The following is a 26,151-nucleotide window of genomic DNA, read 5'->3' on the forward strand; positions in this document are numbered from 1 at the left end:
GGTAATTTATTAAAGAATTGTTAAAGCAATATGACGATAAGTTGAGATCTTGTTATGAGCAGTGAAGTGGAGTTGAAGTTATTGCTAACCCCGGAAGATCACCAGAGTGTATTGGTGACGCCCTGTCTTGCGGGTAAAGAAGTGGATATTCAGCACCTCGATAATACCTACTTTGATACCCCCGGCTTTGATTTGATGAAAAACCGTGCCGCTCTCAGAATTCGCAAAAAAGGTGACAGGTATATCCAGACCCTGAAAACACTGGGAACAAGTGTTGATGGATTAAGCCGTCGAGGGGAGTGGGAATGGAATCTTGGTGAGCCGGTTATCAATGAGCAGGAACTGGAGAAAGTCTGGCCAGAAAATCTGCAGGGCATTTATTCAGATTCTTTACGTCCGGTTTTCCAGACGGATTTTGAGCGCAGGGTTATTAATCTTGAATGGCAGGGTGCATCTATTGAGCTGGCACTGGATGATGGCTGGATTATTACAGATTCTGGCAGGCAGCGAATCTCAGAACTTGAGCTGGAATTAAAATCGGGGCCAGAGGCTGCTTTGCATGACCTGGCAAGGGTGCTGGGAGAAGGTGTTGATCTCACTCCCTGTGATATCAGCAAAGCCGAACGAGGATATCAGCTGGTTAGGTTCTGATGACGTAAGTTTGTGCATTCAGCGCCAGCGAGGCTTTTCAGATCTAGACGCAGCCGTGAAGGAATACTGGTTGTCTTTCGAACGGCTGCAACGACGAGCTGGAAAGCCTCGCTGGCGCCCTTCGGGTGGCCCAGAAAGCCGCCACTCCCTACGTCAGGCTTGCTTGATGTAGAACCACTACACCTTCACAAGCCTTCCTTGCGATTGGCGGCTTTCTGAGCCACTGAATTGCACAAACTTACGTCAACAGAACCTAGTATAAACTGAGGTAATAGATTTCCAGAGCACGGATGCATCGTGGAACAGAAGAAAAACGATCAGGCCAGTCAGAATCAGGGGCACAGTCGGAGCATGGGGCTTTCCAACCGGGAGAAATCCGCCGGCTATATGCTGGATCTCTCCCAGCTTGTAAAACATCTGGTACGTGATGGTCTGTTATCGGAGAAACAGTCTGAGGAGGTTCTGTCCCAGCGCCGTGATGCCCAGCAGGCCCGGCAGCATCCTCTGGAATATCTGGCTGGCCTGAAATTAAAGGATGCCAGGCATACTGATAAAACCCTGGATCTGGAAACTCTCACCCACTGGCTGGCGGATGATGCCGGGCAGCCTTACTTCCATATTGACCCCCTGAAAATTGATACCGCTTCTGTTACTCCTGTGATGTCACAGGCTTTTGCCCAAAGACACCAAATTCTCGCTGTTGATGTGAATGACAGGGAGGTTGTCGTAGCCAGCTCTCAGCCCTGGCATACCGGCTGGGAAGAAAATCTTCGCCATGTCTGCCAGAGAGAAGTACGACGTGTTGTCTGTAACCCAACGGATCTGACGCGTTATACGGCTGAGTTTTACAAGCTGGCCAAGTCCATTACCGGAGCTAGCAAAACTGATGGCGTAAAGACAGCGGTAACCAACAATTTTGAACAGATGCTGGAGCTGGGGAATGCTCAGGCTCCTGATGTTAATGACCAGCATATAGTCAATATCGTTGACTGGCTTTTGCAGTATGCATTTGAACAGCGGGCCAGTGATATCCATATTGAACCTCGCAGGGATCAGGGACATATCCGCTTCCGAATTGATGGCGTACTTCATACGGTTTATGACATGCCTTCCCAGGTTGTGGCTGCGGTAACAAGTCGTATAAAAATCATGGGAAGAATGAATGTGGCTGAAAAGCGCAGGCCGCAGGATGGACGTTTGAAAACCCGTTCTGAAGAAGGCAATGAGATCGAACTTCGCCTTTCTACTTTACCTACCGCATTTGGCGAAAAAATGGTTATGCGGATCTTTGATCCGGATGTTCTTTTAAAAAGCTTTGGAGAACTCGGTTTCAGTAAGGAGGATGACTCCCGCTGGCATCAGATGGTTAAGCAGTCAAATGGTATTGTTCTGGTAACCGGTCCAACAGGTTCCGGTAAAACAACAACCCTTTATTCCACACTCAAAGAACTCGCTACAGATGAAGTGAACGTCTGCACCATTGAAGACCCCATAGAAATGGTTGAGTCTTCCTTCAATCAGATGCAGGTACAGCACAATATTGATTTGAACTTTGCCAGCGGCGTTCGTGCGCTTATGCGACAGGACCCTGACATTATTATGATCGGCGAGATACGGGATCTTGAAACAGCTGAAATGGCTATTCAGGCGGCACTGACTGGTCATCTGGTTCTTTCAACACTTCATACCAATGATGCGCCATCTGCCATTACCCGACTGCTGGAATTAGGTGTGCCCCATTATCTGATTAGGGCAACAGTTCTTGGAGTTATGGCACAGCGACTGGTGCGTACTCTTTGCCCGGAGTGCAAGAAGCCAGCTTCTGTTGATGAGAAATCCTGGGGGGAACTGACCAGACCCTGGGTAGCTGAATCACCAAAACAGATTGCCAGGCCGGTGGGCTGTCAGGCTTGTCGTCAGACCGGTTACCTGGGAAGAACTGGAGTGTATGAGCTTATGCTTCTGGAAGGCACAACAAGAGACCTTATCAGTGATCAATGTGATCTGGATAAGCTTAGAGCTTCTGCAATCAAAGAAGGTATGCATACACTGCGTCTTAGTGGCGCTCAGAAAGTTGCGGCAGGATTAACGACAATGGAAGAGGTGTTGAGAGTCACGCCGGTTACCGTGACTCGTTAATTTGTATTGATTGTATTATTCAGACGCCGTAGATCAGGATAAGAAAGGAAAGGGTCATAATCCCTAAAGAGGTAAACAGCAGGGCAATTTCCTGCCATGACAGATAGTCATTGTTATTCATAGTACTGCTCCGTGTACAACAAACTTCCCACGTATCCATAAGTATAGGGAGATGCCTTATAAGCGAAGGTTTCTCAGGTATCTCGGTTCAATTGCCGCCGATACAGTCTTTCTAAGTTCGAAAAAGGAGGCAATTATGCCGGATTCCAGCCTGTTTGCATGATAAATCCGGCAGTTTGACAGGGTATTGAATTAACTTTCAGGCAGTCAGTCAGCATATTGACTTGAGCTAATAAGAACCTGGGTTAGCCACACATGGCGGCATCTAAGAGTGAGCTGACAGGATATGGCAAAAGTCATGCTCCCAAATAAGCCCTGCGAACATCATCATTAACCAGAAGGCTCTGTCCGGAATCAGCCATAACAATTCTTCCATTTTCCAGAACATAGCCGCGGTCAGCCAGTTTCAGCGCCTGGTTGGCATTTTGTTCTACAAGAAAGATAGTCATCCCTTCTCCGCGCAGCTTTTCAATTGTATCGAAGATCTGCTGGATAATGATAGGAGCCAGTCCAAGTGAAGGTTCATCAAGAAGCAGAAGTTGCGGACGGCTCATCAGCGCCCGGCCAATCGCCAGCATCTGCTGTTCACCACCAGACATGGTTCCGCCTCTTTGCTGGAATCGTTCTTTTAATCTCGGAAATAGCTGAAGAACGTGTTCAAGCATGGCATCTTTTTGTTCGTTATCTTCAAAGAAACCTCCCATATCGAGATTTTCTTCAACCGTAAGTCGGGCAAAAATTCGGCGTCCTTCCGGAACAATGGCAATGCCGGAGCGCATAATATCTGGAGTGGCTTTGTTGGTAACATCCTCGCCATTGAAAAGGATACGACCATTGCTGGCTCGGGGATCACCACAGAGAGTCATCAGAAGAGTACTTTTACCCGCACCGTTTGCACCAATCAAAGTCACAATCTCACCTTGATTGACTTCGATGTTAATATTTTCCAGCGCCTGAATTTTTCCGTAGTGAGCAGAAACGTTTTCAATTAACAACATTACGCTTCTCCCAGATAGGCTTTGATCACATCATCATTGGCACTGACGTCTTCCGGCTTTCCTTCCGCCAGTGGCGTTCCCTGGTTGATCACATAGATGTAGTCAGAAATACCCATCACCAGTTTCATATCATGCTCAATCAGCAGTACTGAAACATTGTGATTGCTGCGCAGGTCTGAAATCAGTTCATCAAGCTCTGCTGTTTCTTTTGGGTTCAAACCAGCTGCAGGTTCGTCCAGCATCAGCAGAGTGGGACGGGTAACCATACAGCGGGCGATTTCCAGCCTGCGCTGTTGGCCATAAGCCAGATTGCAGGCATCCCGGTTGGCCATATCTGCCAGGTCAACCCGTTCCAGCCAGTAGGCAGCATGATCAAGCGCTTCCTGTTCAGTTCGACGGTAGGACGATGTTTTCAATAAACCCGATAACAGGTTGGTATTGATATGCCGGTGCTGGGCAACCAACAGATTTTCCAGAACCGTCATATTCTTAAAAAGGCGCACATGCTGAAAAGTTCTGACTATGCCTTTGCGGGAAATTTCGTGATTTTTATTGCCTGCTATATCCTCGCCTTTAAAACGAATACTTCCAGCGGTGGGTTTATAGAAACCGGTCAGGCAGTTGAATACTGTCGTTTTTCCGGCACCGTTCGGGCCAATAATAGATGTGATCTGACCTTCCTGAATACTCAAAGCGACGCTGTCCACCGCCAGCAGGCCGCCGAAACGCATGGTGAGTTCTTCAACTTCCAGCAGCGACGCATTTTGATTATTGTTCTGACTGCTCATAATCTTTTCCTAGGCAGCTTGCGCTTTTCTGGTATTAGTAGCTTCCGGAGCTTCGTGAGCTCTTTCTTCCAGCTCTTTTTTGCGCATTTCAATATGTGGCCGTTTCATTGGCATCAGACCCTGCGGACGCCATGCCATCATCACCACCATCATCACGCCAAACATCAGCATACGATACTGCTCAAAGTCTCTAACCAGCTCCGGCAGACTGGCAATAATAATTGCTGCCAGAATCACCCCAAATTGCGAGCCCATTCCTCCCAAAACCACGATGGCAAGAATCATAGCTGATTCAATAAAGGTAAAAGACTCCGGGCTGATATGGCTCATCCGTGCCGCAAACAGTGTTCCGGCAAGGCCTGCGAACATGGCACCGATAGTGAAAGCAGAAAGTTTAATGGTGGTTTTATTCATTCCCAGGGACTGACAGGCAATATCATCTTCCCGCAGAGCTTCCCAGGCGCGGCCGATGGGCATATTACGCAGGCGGTTAATTACCCAGACCGTTAGAAGGGTAATAACCAGGGCGATAAGGTAGAGGAAAATAACCTTATGACTGCCGCTATAGGAAATGCCGAGAAGTTCATGGAAAGTGGTTCCTCCTTCTGAGGCATTACGTGAAAACTCAATCCCAAACAATGTCGCTGGTGGAATCTGGCCAATACCATTGGGGCCACCGGTCAGCCCAGACCAGTTATTCAGCAGGATGCGAATAATCTCGCCAAAACCCAGAGTGACAATGGCCAGATAATCCCCCCGTAACCTGAGCACTGGGAAACCCAGGATAAAACCGAACAGGGCAGCAAGTGCACCGGAGAACAGCAGGCAGGTCCAGAAATCCAGGCCAAAATACTGGTTCAATAATGCGTAGCCATAAGCTCCTACGGCATAAAAGCCGACAAAGCCAAGATCCAGCAAGCCCGCCAGACCAACAACCACATTCAGTCCCAGACCAAGCAGGACATAGATCAGAATATGAATACCAAGATCAACAGCTCCCCGCGATGAGAATAGAGGCCAGATAAACAGGGAAGCAATTAAGAGAACGGTAAGGATTTTCTTGAACGAATCATGCTTGTGCAGTGATGGTACCCTTTGGGCCGGGGAGCTTATCAGGTTCGATATACTTGAGCCGTTGAAAGGAATTTTCTCACGCACCAGCTGGAACAAAAAGATAAAACCCGTGGAAAAAGCGATACCGACAAGTGTTGAGTTATCCTGCAAGGTCACTGTGGGAATTATCTGCCCCTGGTTCAGCTGCAACCCCATAAGAGGAATGGACAGCAGCAGGAAAAGAACGGCAGGGATCAAGGCATTGAAAGCTTTTGATTGCGTCATACTTTTTCAACCTCCGGCTTGCCAAGAATGCCCGAGGGGCGGAAAAGAAGAATCAATATCAGCAGGCCAAAAGCGACAACATCTTTATATTCCGAGCTGAGATATCCAGAAGTAAATGACTCGGCAATACCAAGCAGAAGACCACCAAGCATTGCTCCGGGAATACTGCCGATTCCGCCTAGAACTGCGGCAGTGAACGCTTTTAATCCGGCAATAAAACCAAGATATGGATTAATAACACCGTAATAAAGGCTGAGTAGGACACCGGCTACAGCAGCTAAGGCTGCGCCAATAACAAAGGTCAGGGCAATGACATTGTTGGTGTTGATTCCAAGAAGCTGGGTCATGCCCATATCTTCCGCACAGGCTCTACAGGCCCTGCCCATTCTGGATTTGGAAATAAACAGGGTCAGCCCCGCCATACTGATAAATGTGACCGCAAAGATCACCATCTGCATCCAGGACAGACTGGCCTGGAAGCCGGAATCAGGGCCAAATGAAACACCGCCGGAAATTAAAGTAGGCATGGCAATATCGCGGCTGCCCTGGGCCAGGCGCACATAGTTTTGCAGGAAAATGGACATGCCGATGGCCGAGATTAGTGGAATCAGGCGATTCCCACCTCGAAGTGGGCGATAGGCGACACGTTCAATACTGAACCCGTAAGTACTGGTAATAACAATGCTGATAATAAAGGCAGCGACCAGCATAAGAGTTACGCTGTCGATACCGAGCATGGCCAGACCGGCCAGAACAATAAAGGAGACATAGCTGCCGATCATGTAAACCTCGCCATGGGCGAAGTTGATCATGCCGATAATGCCATACACCATGGTATAACCAATGGCGATCAGGGCGTAGGCACTGCCCAGAGTAAGGCCATTCAGCAGCTGCTGGATCAGGTAATAGACTGCATCTGACATAGTGAACTGCTTCTGCGCTTGTTTTTCGAGTTATTCGGAGCAATCAGTAAGCTGGTGCATGCTTTCACATACACCAGCGAAGAACAGTTATTTAGCCAGAGACTTGGTGCCGTCCTGGTGCCATTGATAGACGACAAAGTTGAAGTCTTTCAGGTCACCCTTTTCATCAAAGGCCAGCGTTCCGGTTGGGGTCTTGAAGTCGACACTGCGCATGGTTTTCGCCACTTCAGCTGTGTCATCAGTACCGGCCATCTTGATGGCATCCGTCATGACCTTAACTGCAGAGTAGGCCGGGAAGACGAAAGGACCTGTAGCATCTTCACCCTTGCCGGAGATGTACTCAACAAGAGCTTTGTTGGCGGGGTCCTGATCAAAGCTCTTGGGCAGAGTGACCAGCAAGCCTTCAGAGGCTGCTCCGGCAATTGCAGAAATATCCTTGTTACCTACACCTTCTGGTCCCATAAACTGAGCTGTCAAACCTTTCTCTGCACTTTGGCGCAGAATCAGGCCAAGCTCTGGGTGGTAGCCACCGTAGTAAACAAAGTCGACACTTTCTTTCTGCAGTTTGGCAATCAGGGCAGAGAAGTCTTTATCGCCAGCTGTGACACCTTCAAACAGGGCAACGCTTACACCGCCTTTGGTCAGTTCATCACGAACCGATGTAGCCAGACCTTCACCGTATTGCTGTTTGTCATGAATGACTGCAACACGCTTAGGCTTGATGACATCCAGAATATATTTGGCAGCAGTTGGCCCCTGCATACTGTCCAGACCGATGGTACGGAAGATCAGCTTGTGGCCTCGGGTGGTGATTTCAGGGCTGGTGGATGCAGCCGTAATCATCAGTACCCCTTCATCTTCGTAGATATCAGACGCAGGCTGGGTGCTGGAAGAGCAAAGATGCCCAACAACATACTTCACACCATCATTTACGATTTTGTTGGCAACAGACACAGCCTGTTTCGGATCACAGGCATCATCATAAACAACAGCTTCCAGCTTTTTGCCGTCAATACCACCGGCCTTGTTGATCTGCTCAATGGCTGCTTTGGCACCGGTAAACTGCATGTCGCCATACTGGGCTACTGGGCCTGTCACAGGGCCAGCCAGGCCGATTTTTAAAGTGGAGGTGGATGCTTCTTCCTGTGGAGAACATCCGGTAAGAAGTGCTAACGCTACGGCGGTCCCTGCCAAGGCGGCGCGCAGTTTGTTATTCATATAATCTGCTCTCTTGGTCTTTTTGTTATTCTTTATCTGGAAAATACTGCGGTTAGCAGTATTTTTCGCTCATGCCTGTCTGTAGGAAATCAAAAAATATTCCTGACAAGGTGTCGTTATACAGGAAAGTATCTTGATGTAACAGGGGTGTAATAAGTAGTCTTGGTGGAATTACCACCTTTATTTAACTATTAATTCGGTTTTTTACTGATCTCACGGTTCTAACTCCGTATCAAGGGGCTTATTGGACAGGTGTTTAACTGAAAATGCCTCCGGCTGAAATGGCTATTTATCATGCTAATGCCACAATGGTATAGATCTTGAGGCTCCTGTAAGCTGCACCGCCGCCAAATGGCGGTTTTTTGGTTTTTCTTTAACTGATACAGGCGACTTTATGAGCTTTGCTTCCCTGGGCTTATCACTTTCTATTCTCAAAGCGGTTGAAGATAAGGGTTATAAAACCCCTTCACCCATCCAGGCCCAGGCGATTCCTGCTGTGTTGCAGGGTAAAGATGTGATGGCTGCGGCACAGACGGGTACCGGTAAAACCGCCGGGTTTACCCTGCCACTGCTGCAACTATTATCTAAAGGGCCAAAGGTAAAAGGCAATCAGGCCCGGGCACTGGTGCTGACGCCAACCCGTGAACTGGCGGCTCAGGTGGGTGACAGTGTTAAGGCATACAGCGAACATCTACCTCTGACATCCACTGTTGTTTATGGTGGTGTGAAGATCAATCCACAAATGATGCGTTTGCGTCGTGGTGCTGATGTTCTGGTCGCGACCCCTGGTCGTCTCTTGGACTTATATAACCAGCGAGCTGTTAATTTTAAGCAGTTGGAAGTGCTGATTCTGGATGAAGCCGATCGCATGCTCGATATGGGCTTTATTCATGATATCCGGAAGATTATGGCACTTTTGCCAAAGCAGCGTCAGAACCTGATGTTCTCAGCCACCTTCTCCGATGATATTCGCAGCCTGGCAAAAACCATTGTCCGTGATCCTGTGGAAATCTCTGTTACACCCCGCAATGCCACAGCAAAAACTGTAAAACAGTGGATTTGCCCTGTGGATAAAAAGAAGAAGCCAGCACTGCTGTTAAAACTGATCACCAGCAACCGTTGGGAGCAAGTGCTGGTATTCAGTAAAACCAAGCATGGTGCCAATAAGCTCGTAAAATATTTAGATGGTTATGGTTTGAATGCTGCAGCGATTCATGGAAACAAGAGCCAGGGGGCGCGAACAAAAGCACTGGCTGACTTCAAAAGTGGTGAAATCCAGGTACTGGTAGCAACAGATATTGCTGCCCGAGGGTTGGATATAGACCAGCTTCCTCAGGTTGTGAACTTTGACCTGCCACAGGTGGCAGAAGACTATGTGCACAGAATTGGTCGTACCGGTCGTGCCGGGGCATCAGGCACAGCAATTTCTCTGGTTTGTGCTGATGAGTTCAAACTGCTTTCTGATATTGAGCGCTTGACCAAAAAACTTTTGGAGCGCAGAGAAATTGAGGGTTTTGAGCCTGTTCATGGCTTGCCGGAATCTCGGTTGAATCTTCGACCGATCAAACCGAAGAAACCAAAAAAGCCAAAAAAGCCAAAAGCAGAGCATAATGACGGCCAGCGTTCCGGTGATAATGCCAGAGGTCACAAGCCAGCAGATAAAAATAGAAAGCATACTGGTGTTCGTTCCGGGGGAAGTAAGCAGCCAGGGTTAAAGCCATGCGAGGGAAATCGCAGACGTCGCCCTACAGCAAATCGCAGTAAGACCACAGCATAATTAACAATTGATAAACCCCCGGCTATACCGGAGGTCAGTTAACTGTGAGGGATTAAATACATGCAAATGTTTAATCCCTCTATTTGATTAAGCCTTTAAGGTTTTTACACCTTCAGCAGTACCCAGCAGCAGAACATCCGCAGGACGGGATGCAAACAGACCATTGGTCACAACACCGGTAATCTGATTGATCTTGGTTTCCATTTCTACCGGGTTGGTGATGGACATATTCCATACATCCAGAATTACATTGCCATTATCAGTCACCACATCTTCACGGTAAGCAGGGTCTCCGCCCAGCTTGACCAGTTCACGGGCAACATGGCTGCGGGCCATGGGAATCACTTCAACCGGCAGAGGGAAGTTGCCTAAAACGTCAACCAGTTTGGATTCATCGGCAATACAGACAAACTCTCTGGAAACAGCCGCAACGATCTTTTCCCGAGTCAGGGCTGCGCCGCCGCCTTTAATCAGGTTCAGGCGAGCATCGCTTTCATCGGCACCATCAATATAAAAGCGCAGTTCAGAGACGCTGTTCAGATCGTAAACAGGAATACCGTGTTTTTTCAGACGCTCTGCGCTGGCTTCGGAGCTGGCAACAGCTCCGTCAAAACGGGTTTTCACTTCGGCGAGGGCATCAATAAAGAAGTTGGCAGTGGAACCAGTGCCAATGCCAAGAATCATATCACTTTCGAGATGAGGCAGAATGTAGTCCAGGGCTGCTTTGGCAACGGCCTGTTTCAGTTCATCCTGAGTCATGGAGCGGTTTCCTGAGTATGAAGGGTGGAGTAGTCGGTAATTATACGGAATCTTTCCTCTGTTTTGACTTTTATTATTGGAAAAACATGGCCACTCTTACGTACAATATTTTTTCCATAGAGCTCATCGCCTGCTCATGGCTGTTTGAATAATCATAAATGACATTAGAAGAACGCTGTTAGTTATATGCCGAACCAGTACATCAGGAAAATCCTTGAGGCTCCCGTCTACGATGTAGCCGTTGAAACACCACTTGATCCTGCTCCGTTCCTGAGCGAACGCCTGATTAATAATATTTTGATTAAGCGTGAGGATCTGCAGCCGGTATTTTCTTTCAAGATTCGTGGCGCATATAACAAGATTGTGCAGCTCTCAGAAGAAGATCGTAAGAAAGGCGTAGTGTGTGCCTCTGCAGGCAACCATGCCCAGGGTGTTGCCCTGGCGGCTAATAAACTCGGAATTCGTTCCGTGATTGTGATGCCAACAACCACTCCGGATATCAAGGTAAAAGCTGTGCGCGCCCGAGGAGGAGAGGTGGTGCTGCATGGCGATGCCTTTGATCAATCCCTGGCCTATGCGCTTGAGCTGGAAGTAAAAGAAGGGCTGAGTTTTATTCACCCCTATGACGACCCGGATACCATTGCTGGTCAGGGCACCATTGGGATGGAAATCCTGCGCCAGCATACCGGGCCGTTGGATGTGATCTTTATTCCCGTTGGTGGCGGTGGACTGATTGCCGGTATCTCTGCTTATATCAAATATCTTCGTCCTGAAACCAAGGTTATTGGTGTGGAATATGAAGAGTCTGCCTGCCTGAAAGCAGCCATGGAGGCTGGAGAACGTGTGGTTTTGTCTCAGGTCGGACTGTTTGCTGATGGTGTAGCTGTGGCACAGATCGGTAAAGAGACATTCCGTGTCTGTCAGCAGTGTGTAGATGAAGTTATCACGGTCAATGCGGATGAAGTCTGTGCCGGAATCAAGGATCTGTTTGAAGATACCCGTTCCTTAACAGAGACAGCTGGCGCTGTCGCTACGGCTGGTTTGAAGAAATATGTTGAGAGGGAAAATATTCAGGGACAGACGCTGGTTTCGATTGCCAGCGGTGCCAATATCAACTTTGACCGTTTGCGCTATGTGGCTGAACGCGCTGATCTGGGTGAAGGAAAGGAAGCCATTCTTGGTGTTACGATTCCGGAAAATCCTGGCAGTTTTAAGCGTTTCTGTGAAGCTATCGGTCGACGCAATATTACCGAATTTAACTACCGCTATTTTGATAATCGGGATGCCAAAATATTCGTTGGCGTTCAGATGCATCCGGACACAGAAACCCGTGAAAAACTGATCGGTGAACTGACGGAAGCGGGCTATCCTGTTCAGGATCTGACTGACAATGAAATGGCCAAGCTGCATGTTCGCCATATGGTTGGTGGGCATGCGCCGGGTGTCGTTGATGAGGTGGTTTACCGTTTTGAGTTTCCGGAACGCCCAGGAGCCTTGCTGAGGTTCCTGCAAAGGGTAGGCAATCATTGGAATATCTCTATGTTCCACTATCGGAATCACGGTGCCGCTTATGGCCGGGTTGTTGTAGGAATGCAGGTTCCTGAAGAGGAACGTGGCCAGATACCGATATTCCTTGATGAAGTGGGCTATCACTACTGGGAGGAGAGTGATAACAGCGTCTACAAGATGTTTTTAAGCTGATTCAGGTATTTTGGGCGACACATTATGTGTAAGTGTTTTGCGCATAATGTGTAAAACTTGTACCAGATCATGTTTTTTTATTCCCTGACCGCTATCATTTCTCGGATATTGCTAACCCTGTCGGTTGCTTTCATGCGTTGGAGGCTAAGGGTAGTTGCGTAAAAAAATAACCATGACCACAGTAGTTTGATCATCCAGTGAATGAGAGAGTGGGTGTGCATGGTTAGCAGAGTAACTATTGGGGATAAGATGTTCAGTTTTAAGCGATTTGATCCTGTTGCAGTACTAGTCACTCTTGTTGCTATCGGTGTAGTTGGAACTGCAACTGCACAGATGTTTGTCTAGCTTTCCATTCTTCCGATTGTCTGTTGTAGAGTAGCTGAGATACTGGGGTTGCTCCAAAGTTCACTCTCCTGATGCTCAATGGTGCCAGCCGTTAGGCGTCATCATCATCTTCTTCCTTATTTTTCCAAATTACTGCTTCGGCGTTGTATGCCTGCAGTGATAATTTCAACTGAAAGAAGAAAAATCAGTTGAGTTGGCAGTACCAACTCGATCTTATTTGTAGAGAGCAGAATTAGTCGCGATTCCGGTGAGCGGAATATCCCAGTGTCCGGTTGGTATTTGTTCCACCTTCTGGCATTCATGGGCAAGGCCGATAAGCACAGGTTTGGTTGGCTGGGTCTGTTCACCAACAAACTCAAAAGCACGGTCATAGTAACCGCCCCCCATCCCCATTCTGTTGCCCTGTTCGTCAAAACCAGTCAGGGGCAGCAGCACCAGATCAAGCTCTTTGGCTGCCACAGGCTGATACAGCTTCGGATCGGGTTCAGGAATACCGTAGTAGTTATCAACCATCACACTGTCTTCTGACCAGGGCATAAAGAGCATGGACCAGTCTGATTTGTCGATAACCGGCAGATAAACCTGTTTGCCTTTGGCCCAGGCATCTTCAACGATGAGCTGAGGATCAATTTCTCCATCTCTGGCCAGGTAAACAGCAATGTGCTGGCTGTCTATATAGAAATCGTGAGAGGTAATTGTTTCAAGCAGCTTTTGGCTGGCCGCCTTCTGTTGATCTTTATTGAGACTTCTGCGGTTATCACGAAGCTGCTGACGGAGCTGCTTTTTCTGCTGCTGCAGTTCATCATTCTGGGATTCTGATGTCATATCGACAGGAGTGCTCCAGTTGTTCTGGATTTATGGCGAGCGGAGGAAACTGGATAAGGGTAAAAACAAGACTCCCCACCCTGCCGTTATCTCTCATTGGCGCTTGAGACGTTGTCTCAATGGGGCTGTTTATAACACATTGAAACAAATAGACTTTTCTCACATCCTTGTGAAATCTGTCAACTCTGTGTCAACAATTTCTCAACCCGTGAGTGCAGCGTAAGAATATAGAATCCGTCCATAGCCGTCCATAGCCGTCCATAAATCCTACCAAAACAGGTGTGCGATTTTTACCCTACCCCTCAATGTTCCCTGTTTTCACCTCCCCCAACTTTGTCATTTTCACGGAGCAGGATGTGCCTCTGTAGGCTTAGGTGAACTGCAATAAAAATCGTGAGCTACAATAGGGCTATTGGAGCCTTTCAGGAGCGAACTCGCCACCCAATATCAAATTGTTTTCAGCCTGCTGCTTCCAAATATGATAAAACACACGCCATATTTTTTATCTTATTCTGATAACCGGATTCCCCATGGCCGTTAAGCCGAAGAAACAGGCTGCCCAAACCCTCGAAAAAATTGAACAGACACTCTGGAAGGCTGCCGACAAACTCCGCGCCAATATGGATGCTGCCGAGTACAAGCATGTTGTGCTGGACCTGATCTTTCTGAAGTGACAGCTTCGACCAGTTTCGTGAAGAGCTGAAGCAGCGTTTCAGCAACGCTGACGATGAATACTATTTCCCCGATGCCCTGCCAGAGGAGCTGGCAGCAGAGCTGGAAGAGAGGGATTGCACTTATTCTATTAATCCAGCTACACTGGTTTTCGTTGACAATGCCAGCATTCATACGTGCAAAAAGTTCCGGGCAAAGCGGGACGATTGGACGCTCGAAAAGAAGTTGATCGTCTGCTACTTGCCGACCTATTCACCAGAACTGAATCTGATTGATATTCTGTGGAATAAAAGGTCAAGTACGAGTGGCTGAACATCATGAAGGTGATGAACTTTGGTGAATTCGAAAAAAAACTAAAGGGGTATTCGATCAGTTTGGTCAGGAATATATGATTTCATTTGTCTGAATACTTAGCGTTGAAGGATTGCAGGATATGAATTCATTCAGTCACGCCTCACCTGGCAGCATCTTTTACACCATTCTGTTATTGGTTTTTAGTTGCCCTGCCATGGCGGGAGGTGGGCCGAGCAAAATAGCTGGTGGCTCTTCTGGCTCTGGCGTTGGAATTCCTTTGCTTCCAGTGGGCCTGTCTACAGGAGAAGAGAATGTTATAGAGTCTGAGCCGCTACTAGAAGTGCCTTCAGATGGACCCCCAGCAATCGTCGCGCAGCCCCGCATGAACCAGGGGCAGGACTATCCATGGGTAAATGATCTTGTCCACCAGCAGTGTCAGATAGGGCTGCGTGTCGCAAGAGCAGCTAAAACCTGCCTTTATCAAACAAGAACATGTCTGTGCTCACAAACAACCAGGGCAATTTGTTGTGGATGTACGGCACTTCTGTTTGTGGCAGGAGTAATCCCATGTGTGGCAGGGGTAGGCCTTGAATCTTTGTCTTGCCTGTTACCGTCTTCATTTTCTTCGTGCTATCCCTTGGGATCCAAGTTATCTTTCTGTTCTTTCGCTCCGCTGCTCAGCGCATGTGGAACTTGGTCATACTATAATGGGGCAAAATATTATGGCCCTGCGCCTTCTCTCCCTCCGTCTGCCTCTTATCAGCCCCCCGCCCCCTTATGTCAACACACGGCCTGCCTTGATGCGTTTGATGAAAGTCAGAAAGTCGGTGATAACACCCCGTTGGAAGTCAGAAGTGTGACGGGAGTATATACCTCGCAATATCCCGTGTATGTCTATGAAAGAGATGACCTGATATCTCTCGCTGATGTTTTGAGAAGTCATCAAATCACCGGCACAAAGACCTCGTATGGAAGCAGCGATCGAACCCCACTGAAAATCATCCCCTGGAGCGAACTCGATCCTGAAAAACAGCAACAGGTCATAGAAAAGAGGGAGAAATTCATGGCATGGACTCGAGGCAATTCATAACCGTACCGCAGGCAGCAAATACAAAATAACAACACCTGTTTTTGTCATCTTCGCTACCTGCGAAAGATTATGTACTTAATACGCCTTGGCAAAAATCACTTTATGGGTGGCATCTTTACCGGTAAAGATACACTTCTTGCCTTCTACCCCTTCCTGGTTAAATGGAATGCAGCGTGGGGTTACTTTCAGATCAGACAGAACCTGGTGATCAATAGCCTCTTCACACCATGGCACAACAGCGAAACCACCATGATGGCCTTCTGAATAAAGCTCAACGAACATGTCCAGATCATCAATCTCATGGGTATTGGCTTCACGGAATTCCAGTGCCCGCTGGTAGAGGTTTTCCTGCATCTCTTTCAGGATGCCCTCTGCCATACCGGCAAACTCTTCCTTATCCACCAGCATTTTCTCTTTCGGGCCCTGGTCACGGCGCTTGACGCAAACAGTGTCCTGCTGGACTTCCTTCATACCTACTTCCAGACGGATAGGCACACCTTTCTTGATGTTATCCCATGACTTGTGACCGGTCTGGATATCACGATCATCTATGTAGGTGCGAACTTTCACGTCACCCAGACGCAGGCCCTTGAGCATGCTCTTCAGGTTTTCACAGTAGCTGAGCACATCCCAGCGCTGCTCTTCTTTCTGAATGATAGGCTGAATCACAATATGCTGAGGCGCAATCTTCGGCGGCAGTAGCAGACCATCGTCGTCACTATGAGTCATGATCAGAGCACCGACCAGACGAGTAGATACGCCCCAGGAGGTGGTCCAGGCATGCTGTTCCTGACCTTTATGGTCCTGGAAGCTGATATCGTATGCCTTGGCAAAGTTCTGACCGAGGAAATGGCTGGTGCCAGCCTGTACGGCCTTGCAGTCCTGCATCATTGCTTCAATAGTGAAGGTATCTACAGCACCGGGGAATTTCTCATCCGGAGTTTTCTGTCCGGGAATCACAGGAATCGCCAGGTACTCTTTCACGAAGGTCTCGTACACATCGAGCATCTTCATGGTTTCTTCCTGGGCTTCTTCTTTATAAGCGTGGGCAGTATGGCCTTCCTGCCACAGGAATTCTGAAGTACGCAGGAACAGACGGGTACGCATCTCCCAGCGCATAACGTTAGCCCACTGGTTAATCAGAATAGGCAGATCACGATAGGACTGCACCCAGCGGGAATAGCTGTCGCCGATAATGGCTTCAGATGTTGGACGGATAATATAAGGCTCTTCCAGCTTGCCTGCTGGCTTCAGGCCACCTTCACCATCACCTTCCAGGCGGTGATGCGTAACAACAGCACACTCTTTGGCAAAGCCATCAACGAATTCAGCTTCCTTCTCCAGGAAGCTCATCGGCATCAGCAGGGGGAAGTAAGCGTTGACGTGTCCGGTATCCTTGAACATTTCATCAAGGTTCTTCTGGATATTTTCCCAGATTCCATAACCCCACGGTTTGATAACCATGCAGCCACGGGTACATGAATTTTCTGCCAGATCAGCACTCTTGACGACCTGCTGATACCACTCCGGAAAGTTTTCTTCCCTGGTAACAGGCATGCCATTCATTTTCTTCTTCATAATTCTTCCTGCTTTTTCAATCTATAGCTTTGCTGTGAGCAGACTGTTCAGCCATTTATTCACAGCAGGTGCGAGGAAAAGTCGGTATGCCTGATGTCTAAAAAGAGCAAACCGTCCCGCCCTGTGGCCTATTGGTAGGCTTGCGGCTAACGGCTTGCTCTCTTTTCATATCAAGTCACATCCCTATGATCATAAGATCAGGCTTGCTGCAGTTCGGCAGCAGCTTCCTTATCGGCTCCTTTCCTGGAGTCACGGATCAGGGTATAGGCGGTATAAGTGATAACGCAGATAACCAGCCAGGTCAGGATATTCAGTGGCAGGGACTTAACAAGGTAAGCCGCAACGAATACACCAATACTACCGAAGATGATGTTAAAGAAAGTAGCCTTGCGGTTGTAAGCGCCTTCCTTAATAAACTTCACACTCGCTGCTGGCATCAGGTATGCACAGGAACCCATCATGATCGGGAAAGCGACCAGCGGGCTCATTCCGAGCGCATAAACAAGTGCCATACAGGGAGCATACAGACCAATACCCAGAGTCATAAGAGCACCGAGGATAAAGTTTGCAACAACTGCAATGACAAGTTTCGCGCCAGTCAGACCAACAGCCTCACCGCCAACAGGCATCAGGCCCAGCTTGCCGGAAACCATGATCAGTACCACGCACAGCAGGGCAGAACCCATGTACAGCTGAACCTTGCGCTCATTCAGCTTGGCAACAAAACCTGCACCTATAATGGCACCGGCAGTTGCAGCCACCAGCATGGAAACCAGTGTTACGGTTTCAACCTTCACTTCAGAGATAAAGATAAAGGCTTCCATAATAACCGGAATACACATGGCGGTATTCAGGGTACCGGGCATAATGCGGTCTTTCACCAGACCAAACTGTTTAAACAGTGCAGTCATAGGTGCAAAACCACCAATACCCAGTGTGTCGAAGAAGTTAATAAAGAAGCCAATTAAAGAGTGTGCCGGAACACTGCCCTCCTCAAGAACTTCACCCTTTGGTTGTTTTTTCAAATCCATTGCAAATGTAAAAACAAACCAGAGCGCCATAACGGCCAGAATACCCAGGAGTATTTGTACCATGGTGTTTCACCTTTTTTAGGTCGTGTGACGTTTGTTGTGTGTGACTCTTAATATGAAAATGCCGCTTTCATGCTTTGTGACATTCTTCATCGTTCGGTGAGCGGCATTTACCGCTCAAGGCTGTTTAAATCTTAAAACGCTTAATTAATTGAAAGTGAATCCATGCCGGAGAGAATCAGCAGGGTCCGCCATCAAGTGGTTAATTCCTGTGATATAGGCACTGGCAGTGATTTCAGGAATCACGTAGGTCTGACCATCTTTTTCATAGGCCTCAACCACGCGACCTTTGAATGTGGTGCCGATAACACTTTCGTAAATAAACTCTTCGTTCAGAGCCAGCTTGCCCTTGGTGTACAGAGTGGCCATCTTGGCGGAAGTACCGGTACCGCAAGGAGAGCGGTCTACCTGACCATCGCCGAATACCACAATATTCTGCAGAGTGGCGCCTTCTGATTTGGCAGGACCATAAATCTCAACTAAATCAATAGAATTAATGTGAGGCAGCTCTGGATGAACAACACTGAGCTGGTGATTGGCTGCGTCTTTAATTTTCATGCCGATTTCGCACAGGCGATTGGCATTCTTCGGGCAGATATCAATATCAAGTTGGGAACCATCAACAATGGCAAAGAAGCTGCCACCGAAAGAGATATCCGCAGTGATCTTGCCGATGTCAGGAACATTGATGGTGACATCCTGCTTGTAGAGGAAAGCAGGAACATTCAGGAAAGAAACCTCTTCAGCCTTGCCGTTGGTCACTTTCACGTTACCACGTACCAGACCAGCTGGTGCTTCCAGCGTCACGCTGGTGTATGGCTCGCTGATCTCTTCCAGCATGCCCATCTCAACAGCAGCAGTCATGGCGCCGATGGTGCCGTGACCACACATATTCAGATAGCCGCCGCCATCCATAAAGATAATGCCAAGGTCAGCTTCTTTGGAAACAGGTGTGGTGATAATGGAACCGAACATATCGGCATGGCCGCGAGGTTCATGCATGGCCATGGTGCGGACATGGTCCATGTTCTCTTCCAGATAGGACTTTTTCTCGGCCATGGTGTCGCCGGGAATCTTGGGCACACCACTGGTGATTATGCGGGTCGGTTCACCCATGGTATGGGAATCAATAGCAACGATCTGTTTGTTGATATTCATTTGGTATTTCCCTTTCTCATTTTTAATTTCATCTTTAATTTCAAAAGGGCGAGGGCTTTACGCGCGTCCAGATTGACCAGACTGTTTTCCCCTACCACTTCTGTTTCAATTCCTTCCTGGTTTTTGTTGATATCAACAACCGTGTCCATATATTCGTTTTCCACAACGAAACGGGCCTGGGTGCCGATAAAACTTAAGCCGACTGCTGGAATACCGCGCTGTCCGATTTCCCGGAAAGTGTTTTCATAATCAACATGGCTGTTACCCCAGCCATCAACAGAGAAAATCACGCCATCAGCTCGCATGGCTTCAATCCATGTGGCTGTACGTTTTCCAACAAAATATTTCTCTTCATTAACCTGCGGAGTGCCGACTACTACGACTCCAAGCAAATCAATATCTGCATCCCTGGAAACAACATCCAAAATCGGATCACGGAAGTGATGCAGTGTTGTTTCCTTGGTTGAAGGCCCAATTCCCATTGGATCGCCCTCTCCTCTTTTTTATGTAAGTGTCCACGTAGTGGACACTTACAGCTCAAGGTTGTTGGATGAGTTAATTCATCAGTGCATGGCGCGAAGAGCACCATCACGGTATTCATTTGGTGTTAATAAAACCGGTAGATTTCCCAGATCAATAATTGACCGACCTGATTCATACCCGGCAGGTTCTTTTGAAAGTAGCCGGGTATCAGACATTGCCCCCTGTCCTGCTACCTGCTTCAGGATGACAACCTTTTTTCCTCCCGGTTTGATTTCGTCATAAAACTCATGGCGTTCATCACAGCTTCGGCCATCAAGTTTCTTTAATGCTCTGCGAATGGAACCAACAATCTCGTCACACAGTTCATGACAACGATTAATTCCATCCCGAATCTTGGTGCTACCTTCTTTTAAAGTGACATCAACATGAATAATGATGTCATTATGATTTGGGGTTCCCGGTTTACCCCAGCTGACCTGCTCCTGAAGAATGCCTTCTGAAGAACCAAATTCAGCAGCCTGCACGCCTTCACTATCAATTCCGGTCAGCATCACTGTCACGCCCATTAAGGTATGACTGATACCTTCTCCCATTTTTCCCAGCACCTTGGTGGAAACGGGAACAAAATCCATTATCGAATTAACCTGAATATCTCTTTCATCTGGATAAATTGCCCGGGTTTCATACGAGTGAACATGGTCTTCATAACTTTTCATTAGCTCATGGCTGCTGTCTAAAGAACCAGTTTGATATTTCTTATCCAGTGTCAGGCTATTTCTTGTAATGAGGGTGGCTTCGGAAAAAGCCACCTCATTAATCAGAAAGCCTTTAATAACTAATCTTCGTTTTTTAAAGCTTTCCATATTTCTATCCCGTTACACCTTGGCGATATATTCGTAAGGCAGTGGGACGATCTTTCCTGGGGTTTCAATTTCCACCAGTTTCAGCATGGTGTCCCGAAGAAGATCTTTCTGCATCTTGATGTTATGGGGTTCACCCGCGTTTGCGCCCATAGGAACGTTTGGTGCTACGGCACGTGGAGTTCCGGTCTGACGAACAACAGGAGGAAGTGCTGCGATAACAATTGTAGGAATACCCGATTCCTCGATCGCTCTTTGAACCAGTACGGCAGAGCGATGACAAGTGCCTCAGCCAGCTGTGAGGATGGCTGCGTCGACCTCCTCACGCTTAAAGATCTCGGCAATAGCAGGACCAGTTTCGTTCTTGAACTTCTCCTGGTTGCCACCACCACCCATGAATCCAACATGGATAGGTGCGATATCTTTAATAAAACCTTCTTCCTGAAGCTCTTTCAGACGATCGATGGGGAACATGCAGTTGATGTCTTTATTGACATCACCGTTGTCATATCCACCGTGGGAAACCATCAGTTCATCGGAATCAACGGCACCTGGAATTTCACGGAAAGAGAAATCACCGGCAAAGTTAAAACGCTCATCACTCTTCAGGTGAACACCGGCCGCTGTTGCCAGCGCGATTTTCATTTCACTTAATGGTTTCTTGACTGGTGCCCACACCGGCGGCGGTGTAATTGGCACAAAGATCTCAGACTGCATACCCTGAACACTTTTCACGGTAGTCTTTCCTCTCTGGATTTTTTCAGGGAAATCAAATTTCCCGCTTATGGCTGTTATTCTGAAATCGCTGCAGTTTGCTCATACTTATGTGCAGCTGCAGCTCTCGCTAAATTGCTGACGTATTTTTTATTCACTTCCCCGGAGACAACCTCGGGGAAGCTCATACGGAATTCGACTTCCTGGCCGACTTTCAGCTCGTAATCGGTGATCAACATACGCATGGGAACCTTCAGGCTTCCCAGCCGTCCCTTCAGATCCATCTCAACCGCCCCGTCAGACAGACCCACAATCACTCCCTGCATGGTGATAATCCGGTCACCGTAATTCATCCTTTGTTTCTCCTTAGCCGGGTCTTCAAACAGGGCCGGCTCACCGGCCCACAAGCTGATGCTCTGGAATTTGCTCTTTATTAAATGCCTTTCAGGCATTTCACTCAGGGCTGTTCGCAAAGTTCCAGGTTGTTCTCTTTCACATTGGGGTTCCACTTACGCTCAGGAGCCTTGATCTCCTCACCGGCCATGGCGGACTTCAGCATGGTCAGTGCGCGAACAGCGTCTTCCTTACACAGGGTGTTGCAGGACAGGATTTCGTTTTCGATACCCTCTTCAGACTTGTTGTTGTCAACCATGTGTTTCATGTACTTGTTGCCAACAACCAGCGCGCCCTGTACGGCACAGAAGGACATACCAACCACGTCAATCTCACGCATACCGATCTGTTCGATATGGCTGGCAAAGTCGATATGGTTATTGCCGAAACCTTCAGTGGTGACGATGGCACCATCAACATCCAGGGCTTCAACCAGCATGCCCAGACGTTCGGAGGTGTAGAATTTCTCAGCGTTTACCTGGGGGCTGCCGATCATCACGATGCCGCACAGATCGATTTCTGGATCATTCATGGCTTCGATGACCAGAGGCTCGCGCCAGTAGTGACGGGAACACTCTTTACTGGCCGGGCCAATGCAGGTCAGTGCGTGGATGCCACCGTCCAGAACTTCCAGAGGAGACATAACAACTGGCAGGTTGCCAAGATCGACATTGGGCTTGCCGCCCATAATTCCGACAGGCTCAGAAGGCAGGAAGATGTTGTCGTGCATGGCGCCCTGACCCATCACTTCCTTCACCACAACAACCTTGCGCTTGCCAGGACGGCGGTACTGAACCAGTTCTTCTGTTTCAACCACCAGATCATCAGCCAGCTTCTTCACAACATTGCGAATTTCCTGGGTGATGTAATCGCTGACACTATGAGCGGCCAGAGGTCCTGGGCGTTCCATGTTAGTGCCGGCCTTGATGGTGACCTGGGTCTTGATAAAGATATCGCCATGGTCAGGCGCACCTGGACGGCCCCATTGGATATTCTCTTCCAGGATGCCTTCAGAAGAACCGAACTCTCCGATCTGTACACCGTTTTCGTCGGTGCCGGTAACCATCATGATCACGCCATCCAGTACTCGGGTAGTGCCCAGGCCCAGCTTGTCGCCCTCTTCCTTGGTGGCGATAGGCTGTACGTCCATAATGGTTTCACTGTAGGTGTTGTACTGGTCAGGAGTGATAATCTCGACCTTCATATCAACAACCAGATCACTCTGATCTACCGCTTCTGCTTCAATGCCTTCACGCAGGAACAGGGTGGTACCGTCGACCGCGGTTTCATTACCGAAAGCGACTTTCTCAATCTTGAAGTGCTTTTTGGTCAGGCGGCGCAGTTCTTTCTCTGCCTGAGGGGCAGATTCCATTGCAACCGGTGCGCTGGCAGAAACAGGAGCACTGTTTCCAAGAGCGGCTTCCGGCGTGGCAGCTGCCATCTGGCCATTCATGGGAATTTCCAGATTAATGTTTTTGCCTTCACCGATATGAATCTTCAGCATGCCCCCGTTTATAGAGTTGCTGATACTGACGGCTTGTGCAGGCTGCTCTTCAGCCTGAACTTGAGGAGCAACTTCCTCAGCCTTGGCAGTCACACCTTCCAGAAGATCTGTAGTCAGCGGGGTAAGTGCTTCAACCGTCTGCTTCAGGGTTGCGCCCATCACTTCACCGATAGTGAGGCAACCTTCAGGCATGGTCAGCAGACCGGACTCTTCCAGGTCTGGAAACAGAACCGGATCTTCGAGATTGGATGGTTCCAGAACCACACCGGCTTCAAACCGGCAACAGGTCACCGCAGGATCATTTTCATGAGCCTTGGCAGTTTCTGAGTTAATTGCCATTCTTTTTTCCTTTCCGTTAATTAACGGGGATGGTTTCTCTGTCTTTTTGATTCAGCCGTTTCGATGCTCTTTATGAAAAACGGAAACGACTGAAATGTTCTTACAATTACGATCTTTTAAATCGATACAGCCTGTGACCTGCGGCGCGAAGTACGTGATCAGTGCTGTGATACATCGGGACCCCCAACCTGGGAGCTACGTTCATGACGGTATTCGTTCAATCCTCACAGGTTCCGGTGATGATCGTCTCCGCCCCCTGTCGTTTTAAGTAGAGGACTTTTTCCGTTTGCCCCGGACACTGGCCGGGTTTGTCGCACCGGTAACGGCCGTTGATATCAACCATGCGTTTGCAGCGGGTCTCGGCAATAATCTCAGCGCCCATCCCATCAGCGATTTCCCGCAGGCGTTCTTCCTGAGCGCCACATTCACAGGCAATCAAACCAACCTTGCGTTTCTCTGATGGGAACGGCATGGCAACAAGAAGGCCGCCGCTTGTTTTGGTAATAGGATCTTCTTCAGTAACACTGAAACCGGTAAATGGACCACCGGAAACAATCTCACCGTAAGGTTCCAGATATCCGCCACAGGCATTAATTAGAAAACTGTGAGGAAGACCAATCGGTACGTTTTTAAATACCTGCCCTTCCTGGGCATCCCTGACTCGTCCACCGATGGTGATATCTTTATCAATCACCGGTTTTTTCTGTTCAACGGCTAATGCCAGGTTCTTCAATGTTTCAACATTGCAGACAACGGCATTGGCTTTAGAGGGCAGTTCCCCGGGAGCCAGTGATACTCCCAGCAATTCGCGAACAACAACCCGTTCATCACCGGAAGGATAGGAATCCGGCAACCATTTAATTTCGATATGCTCAATCCCTTTCAGGGATTTCATAATAGAAGAAACAGCCTGCTTGTATTTCTTCTTAATAGCGATCAAACCATGCTGTGCATTAGTTGATTCCATAGCATATTGCAGACCTTTAACAAGAAGACAGGCATCTTCTTCAATAAAGTCGATATTATGGGATAACACAGGTTCGCATTCTGCCGCATTGGCAATCACATAACCTTCATCCAATTGTGTCTGCAATTTAATGTGTGTGGGGAATCCTGCTCCACCTGCACCGACAATTCCGGCTTCAAAGGCGTAATCAGCAATTGTTTCGCAGTCCTTGATTGGCAAGTATTCCTTGTTATCAAGATTGTCTGCTTCGATTTCAATGAATTGATCCGTAATGCTTTTAACTGTGCCGGTTGCACTCGCATGGATCTTGCAGCCCAGGCCCGAGGGTTCAGCAATACATTGCCCTCGGTTTACTATGTCACCAACATCAACTGTTGGATAACCGGGTGCACCTGTGGACTGCTGAAGCAGATACTTCAGAGTAACCACAATGTCCTCCTTGGGTATTTGTTCCTGACTGAAATGAATCAACTGAAATGAGTCAACTTGTTAATTCAAATATGTTAGCCAGGAAAATTTAGCGCATACGAAACCGGGACTCGCTTTATCCAAAAAGCAGTATCAAAAACGCAAGACAAAAGTATCCTGCTGGCAAAAAATGAAGATCAAACTTTAATCTTCTTTGTTACCAATGATTTGTTGGACCGATTTCATAAAACCCGTAATTAATTAATGCAGGCGAATCATACGACCACAAATCAAGGCAAAAATTGCTTTAGAGCAATAAAATGACCGTATTCAAATTTAATTCATATGAATGTTTTCATTCTGAAATATCAAAATTAACTCATTGTGACCTTTAGAGCTTTTTTTGAAATCAGGCTCAGATTATTAATTAAATACACCAAAACAAAAACAAACGAACAAAGTGGTTAACTTTTTTGATAGGAAAGATATTTTTTAATTAACCATTATCAACTTATTCAGCGCAAAGATACTTTTATCTATACCCATACGAACATGATTGCGACTTTTTCACCTGAAACATGCCTACCAAAGTGAACATTGATCACTACATGCCACGCTTATTCATAGCCACATAATATGTAATTTTTCAAAACAAAATTAACCTCAATCTATTTTTTATAATCCTCGCACTCATAAACTATTCAAATGACAACCCATTAATTTGGGCAAGTTACAGTTACATTAGGAACCAGGTTCTGTCGTTTCATACTTGCTCGTATTGTTTTTAGACAGCATGGATAACCGTCATCCTCCAAGTCTTTTTGTATGCGTCGAGCTCCAGAGCGGCTTTTGCTCCGCTGGAAAGCATCCAGAATAAGTTGATCACGCATTAGCTGCTTCTGGGCTCGCAGGTTTGGTTCATGACGGCCTTTTGCCCAACGGTGATACCCACTCCGTGAAACCTGCAGTACTGAAGCCATTCTGACTGTTGAGAACTGGCCACTATGCTGCAGCATAA

General features: G+C 47.8%; 23 protein-coding genes. 6 read left to right on the forward strand and 17 right to left on the reverse strand.

Annotated elements, in window-relative coordinates:
- Positions 1–54 precede the first annotated feature (54 nt).
- Positions 55–651 carry a CYTH domain-containing protein gene (locus M3P05_RS04655; RefSeq protein WP_249698194.1) on the forward strand — a complete coding sequence of 199 codons (597 nt, stop codon included), beginning with the start codon at positions 55–57 and terminating at the stop codon, positions 649–651.
- A gap of 351 nt (positions 652–1,002) precedes the next feature.
- Positions 1,003–2,790, forward strand: a complete 1,788-nt coding sequence (locus tag M3P05_RS04660) for a GspE/PulE family protein (protein WP_249698255.1) — start codon at positions 1,003–1,005, stop codon at positions 2,788–2,790.
- 416 nt (positions 2,791–3,206) lie between these two features.
- Here the strand turns inward: M3P05_RS04660 and M3P05_RS04665 are convergent, their stop codons facing one another.
- The 5 genes from M3P05_RS04665 to M3P05_RS04685 all read right to left on the reverse strand — a co-directional run bounded on the left by M3P05_RS04665 (position 3,207) and on the right by M3P05_RS04685 (position 8,175).
- Entirely contained in the window at positions 3,207–3,908 is a 702-nt protein-coding gene (locus tag M3P05_RS04665; protein WP_249698195.1) for an ABC transporter ATP-binding protein, read from the reverse strand.
- On the reverse strand, positions 3,908–4,696 hold the full coding sequence (gene livG, locus M3P05_RS04670) for a high-affinity branched-chain amino acid ABC transporter ATP-binding protein LivG (RefSeq protein WP_249698196.1): 789 nt from the start codon (positions 4,694–4,696) through the stop codon (positions 3,908–3,910). The genes M3P05_RS04665 and livG overlap by 1 nt, the downstream gene beginning before the upstream one ends.
- A gap of 9 nt (positions 4,697–4,705) precedes the next feature.
- Positions 4,706–6,034: a high-affinity branched-chain amino acid ABC transporter permease LivM gene (gene livM / locus M3P05_RS04675; RefSeq protein ID WP_249698197.1), complete on the reverse strand. Its 1,329-nt coding sequence runs from the start codon at positions 6,032–6,034 to the stop codon at positions 4,706–4,708.
- Complete coding sequence (gene livH, locus M3P05_RS04680) at positions 6,031–6,957, reverse strand: high-affinity branched-chain amino acid ABC transporter permease LivH (protein ID WP_249698198.1); 927 nt, start codon at positions 6,955–6,957, stop codon at positions 6,031–6,033. Before livH ends, livM begins: the two co-directional genes overlap by 4 nt.
- An 87-nt stretch (positions 6,958–7,044) precedes the next feature.
- A complete protein-coding gene (locus M3P05_RS04685) occupies positions 7,045–8,175 on the reverse strand; it encodes a branched-chain amino acid ABC transporter substrate-binding protein (protein WP_249698199.1) in 1,131 nt (376 codons plus the stop codon).
- A 394-nt stretch (positions 8,176–8,569) separates the two neighbouring features.
- Here M3P05_RS04685 and M3P05_RS04690 point away from each other — a divergent pair, with 394 nt between their 5' ends.
- On the forward strand, positions 8,570–9,952 hold the full coding sequence (locus tag M3P05_RS04690) for a DEAD/DEAH box helicase (RefSeq protein ID WP_249698201.1): 1,383 nt from the start codon (positions 8,570–8,572) through the stop codon (positions 9,950–9,952).
- 87 nt (positions 9,953–10,039) lie between these two features.
- On the opposite strand, the gene rpiA is transcribed toward M3P05_RS04690, so the two are convergent.
- The gene (gene rpiA / locus M3P05_RS04695; RefSeq protein WP_249698203.1) at positions 10,040–10,711 is read right to left on the reverse strand and encodes a ribose-5-phosphate isomerase RpiA; all 672 of its coding nucleotides are present in this window, start codon (positions 10,709–10,711) and stop codon (positions 10,040–10,042) included.
- A 186-nt stretch (positions 10,712–10,897) separates the two neighbouring features.
- On the opposite strand from rpiA, the gene ilvA reads away from it, so the two are divergent.
- Positions 10,898–12,412: a threonine ammonia-lyase, biosynthetic gene (ilvA, locus tag M3P05_RS04700; RefSeq protein WP_249698205.1), complete on the forward strand. Its 1,515-nt coding sequence runs from the start codon at positions 10,898–10,900 to the stop codon at positions 12,410–12,412.
- Positions 12,413–12,970: 558 nt separating this feature from the next.
- Here ilvA and M3P05_RS04705 read toward each other — a convergent pair.
- Complete coding sequence (locus M3P05_RS04705) at positions 12,971–13,582, reverse strand: 5-formyltetrahydrofolate cyclo-ligase (protein WP_249698207.1); 612 nt, start codon at positions 13,580–13,582, stop codon at positions 12,971–12,973.
- A 530-nt stretch (positions 13,583–14,112) separates the two neighbouring features.
- On the opposite strand from M3P05_RS04705, the gene M3P05_RS04710 reads away from it, so the two are divergent.
- Together M3P05_RS04710 and M3P05_RS21205 are read left to right on the forward strand one after the other, a co-directional pair.
- On the forward strand, positions 14,113–14,256 hold the full coding sequence (locus M3P05_RS04710; protein ID WP_249698210.1) for a type I restriction-modification system subunit M N-terminal domain-containing protein: 144 nt from the start codon (positions 14,113–14,115) through the stop codon (positions 14,254–14,256).
- 142 nt (positions 14,257–14,398) lie between these two features.
- A complete protein-coding gene (locus tag M3P05_RS21205) occupies positions 14,399–14,566 on the forward strand; it encodes a transposase (RefSeq protein ID WP_408635863.1) in 168 nt (55 codons plus the stop codon).
- Positions 14,567–15,713: 1,147 nt separating this feature from the next.
- Here the strand turns inward: M3P05_RS21205 and proS are convergent.
- The 10 genes from proS to M3P05_RS21210 all read right to left on the reverse strand — a co-directional run bounded on the left by proS (position 15,714) and on the right by M3P05_RS21210 (position 26,149).
- Complete coding sequence (gene proS, locus M3P05_RS04715) at positions 15,714–17,216, reverse strand: proline--tRNA ligase (protein WP_249698212.1); 1,503 nt, start codon at positions 17,214–17,216, stop codon at positions 15,714–15,716.
- 197 nt (positions 17,217–17,413) lie between these two features.
- The gene (locus tag M3P05_RS04720; RefSeq protein ID WP_249698213.1) at positions 17,414–18,310 is read right to left on the reverse strand and encodes a TSUP family transporter; all 897 of its coding nucleotides are present in this window, start codon (positions 18,308–18,310) and stop codon (positions 17,414–17,416) included.
- A 144-nt stretch (positions 18,311–18,454) separates the two neighbouring features.
- Positions 18,455–19,465 (reverse strand): proline racemase family protein, encoded by a 1,011-nt coding sequence (locus M3P05_RS04725; protein ID WP_249698214.1) that lies wholly within the window; start codon positions 19,463–19,465, stop codon positions 18,455–18,457.
- On the reverse strand, positions 19,462–19,947 hold the full coding sequence (locus tag M3P05_RS04730; RefSeq protein WP_249698215.1) for a glycine/sarcosine/betaine reductase component B subunit: 486 nt from the start codon (positions 19,945–19,947) through the stop codon (positions 19,462–19,464). Before M3P05_RS04730 ends, M3P05_RS04725 begins: the two co-directional genes overlap by 4 nt.
- A gap of 81 nt (positions 19,948–20,028) precedes the next feature.
- Complete coding sequence (gene prdD / locus M3P05_RS04735; protein ID WP_249698216.1) at positions 20,029–20,811, reverse strand: proline reductase cluster protein PrdD; 783 nt, start codon at positions 20,809–20,811, stop codon at positions 20,029–20,031.
- A 12-nt stretch (positions 20,812–20,823) separates the two neighbouring features.
- Positions 20,824–21,525, reverse strand: coding sequence for a D-proline reductase (dithiol) protein PrdB (gene prdB / locus M3P05_RS04740; protein ID WP_249698256.1), 702 nt, complete (start codon positions 21,523–21,525; stop codon positions 20,824–20,826).
- Positions 21,526–21,599: 74 nt separating this feature from the next.
- Positions 21,600–21,875 (reverse strand): CBO2463/CBO2479 domain-containing protein, encoded by a 276-nt coding sequence (locus tag M3P05_RS04745; RefSeq protein ID WP_249698217.1) that lies wholly within the window; start codon positions 21,873–21,875, stop codon positions 21,600–21,602.
- Positions 21,876–21,979: 104 nt separating this feature from the next.
- Positions 21,980–23,758, reverse strand: coding sequence for a D-proline reductase (dithiol) proprotein PrdA (gene prdA / locus M3P05_RS04750; protein WP_249698218.1), 1,779 nt, complete (start codon positions 23,756–23,758; stop codon positions 21,980–21,982).
- 106 nt (positions 23,759–23,864) lie between these two features.
- A complete protein-coding gene (gene prdC / locus M3P05_RS04755; protein WP_332841997.1) occupies positions 23,865–25,172 on the reverse strand; it encodes a proline reductase-associated electron transfer protein PrdC in 1,308 nt (435 codons plus the stop codon).
- Between the two features lie 677 nt (positions 25,173–25,849).
- Positions 25,850–26,149: an IS3 family transposase gene (locus M3P05_RS21210; RefSeq protein ID WP_408635860.1), complete on the reverse strand. Its 300-nt coding sequence runs from the start codon at positions 26,147–26,149 to the stop codon at positions 25,850–25,852.
- Positions 26,150–26,151 lie beyond the last annotated feature (2 nt).

The sequence above is a fragment of the Parendozoicomonas callyspongiae genome (assembly GCF_023502345.1).
Classification (GTDB): domain Bacteria; phylum Pseudomonadota; class Gammaproteobacteria; order Pseudomonadales; family Endozoicomonadaceae; genus Sansalvadorimonas; species Sansalvadorimonas callyspongiae.

Excerpts from the sequence above, each read along its gene's own strand:
- livM (WP_249698197.1), bottom strand. The coding sequence starts at position 6,034 with ATGACGCAATCAAAAGCTTTCAATGCCTTGATCCCTGCCGTTCTTTTC.
- M3P05_RS04690 (WP_249698201.1), top strand. The coding sequence starts at position 8,570 with ATGAGCTTTGCTTCCCTGGGCTTATCACTTTCTATTCTCAAAGCGGTT.
- M3P05_RS04725 (WP_249698214.1), bottom strand. The coding sequence starts at position 19,465 with ATGAATATCAACAAACAGATCGTTGCTATTGATTCCCATACCATGGGT.
- M3P05_RS04745 (WP_249698217.1), bottom strand. The coding sequence starts at position 21,875 with ATGAATTACGGTGACCGGATTATCACCATGCAGGGAGTGATTGTGGGT.
- M3P05_RS04665 (WP_249698195.1), bottom strand. The coding sequence starts at position 3,908 with ATGTTGTTAATTGAAAACGTTTCTGCTCACTACGGAAAAATTCAGGCG.
- M3P05_RS04730 (WP_249698215.1), bottom strand. The coding sequence starts at position 19,947 with ATGGGAATTGGGCCTTCAACCAAGGAAACAACACTGCATCACTTCCGT.
- livH (WP_249698198.1), bottom strand. The coding sequence starts at position 6,957 with ATGTCAGATGCAGTCTATTACCTGATCCAGCAGCTGCTGAATGGCCTT.
- M3P05_RS04710 (WP_249698210.1), top strand. The coding sequence starts at position 14,113 with ATGGCCGTTAAGCCGAAGAAACAGGCTGCCCAAACCCTCGAAAAAATT.
- prdD (WP_249698216.1), bottom strand. The coding sequence starts at position 20,811 with ATGGAAAGCTTTAAAAAACGAAGATTAGTTATTAAAGGCTTTCTGATT.
- rpiA (WP_249698203.1), bottom strand. The coding sequence starts at position 10,711 with ATGACTCAGGATGAACTGAAACAGGCCGTTGCCAAAGCAGCCCTGGAC.
- M3P05_RS21210 (WP_408635860.1), bottom strand. The coding sequence starts at position 26,149 with ATGCTGCAGCATAGTGGCCAGTTCTCAACAGTCAGAATGGCTTCAGTA.
- livG (WP_249698196.1), bottom strand. The coding sequence starts at position 4,696 with ATGAGCAGTCAGAACAATAATCAAAATGCGTCGCTGCTGGAAGTTGAA.
- M3P05_RS04655 (WP_249698194.1), top strand. The coding sequence starts at position 55 with ATGAGCAGTGAAGTGGAGTTGAAGTTATTGCTAACCCCGGAAGATCAC.
- proS (WP_249698212.1), bottom strand. The coding sequence starts at position 17,216 with ATGAAGAAGAAAATGAATGGCATGCCTGTTACCAGGGAAGAAAACTTT.
- M3P05_RS04720 (WP_249698213.1), bottom strand. The coding sequence starts at position 18,310 with ATGGTACAAATACTCCTGGGTATTCTGGCCGTTATGGCGCTCTGGTTT.
- ilvA (WP_249698205.1), top strand. The coding sequence starts at position 10,898 with ATGCCGAACCAGTACATCAGGAAAATCCTTGAGGCTCCCGTCTACGAT.
- M3P05_RS04660 (WP_249698255.1), top strand. The coding sequence starts at position 1,003 with ATGGGGCTTTCCAACCGGGAGAAATCCGCCGGCTATATGCTGGATCTC.
- M3P05_RS04705 (WP_249698207.1), bottom strand. The coding sequence starts at position 13,582 with ATGACATCAGAATCCCAGAATGATGAACTGCAGCAGCAGAAAAAGCAG.
- prdA (WP_249698218.1), bottom strand. The coding sequence starts at position 23,758 with ATGGCAATTAACTCAGAAACTGCCAAGGCTCATGAAAATGATCCTGCG.
- M3P05_RS04685 (WP_249698199.1), bottom strand. The coding sequence starts at position 8,175 with ATGAATAACAAACTGCGCGCCGCCTTGGCAGGGACCGCCGTAGCGTTA.